The 312-nt window shown below is 73.4% G+C and carries 2 pseudogenes; both read right to left on the bottom strand.

The features are described from left to right. Positions 1–108 (bottom strand): annotated as a pseudogene (locus IH48_RS36490) (ABC transporter permease); the annotation flags it as partial. After that, positions 105–312: pseudogene (locus IH48_RS0132675) on the bottom strand (ABC transporter ATP-binding protein); the annotation flags it as partial. The pseudogenes IH48_RS36490 and IH48_RS0132675, both read right to left, overlap by 4 nt.

Here is a 312-nt window from a genome sequence, read left to right as displayed (position 1 = left end):
CCACAGCTTGGCCCACTCGGAGGCGAGCACCCGCCGTCCGGTCACCCGGTAGACGGGGCGGGCGGGCGCGGTCCGCGGTTCCTCGGTGGTTGCGGTGAGCGTGCTCATGCGGTCCTCCCCAGGTCGTTGTCGCCGGTCGTCCTCGCGCCGGCGTCGGCGCCGGTCGTCGTGCCGTGGTACTCCACGGCGTCCCTCGTCAGCTCCATGAACGCCTCCTCCAGTGACACGGTGCGCGCGGTCAGCTCGAACAGGGCGATCCCGTGCTCCGCCGCCCGCAGTCCGATCTCCCGGGCGGTCAGCCCGGTCACCTGG

Origin of the sequence: Streptomyces sp. NRRL F-5126, assembly GCF_000721265.1 — a bacterium.
GTDB lineage: Bacteria > Actinomycetota > Actinomycetes > Streptomycetales > Streptomycetaceae > Streptomyces.
Note: the sequence above shows the minus strand (reverse complement) of the source record. Positions and strands in the feature narration are given on the sequence as shown.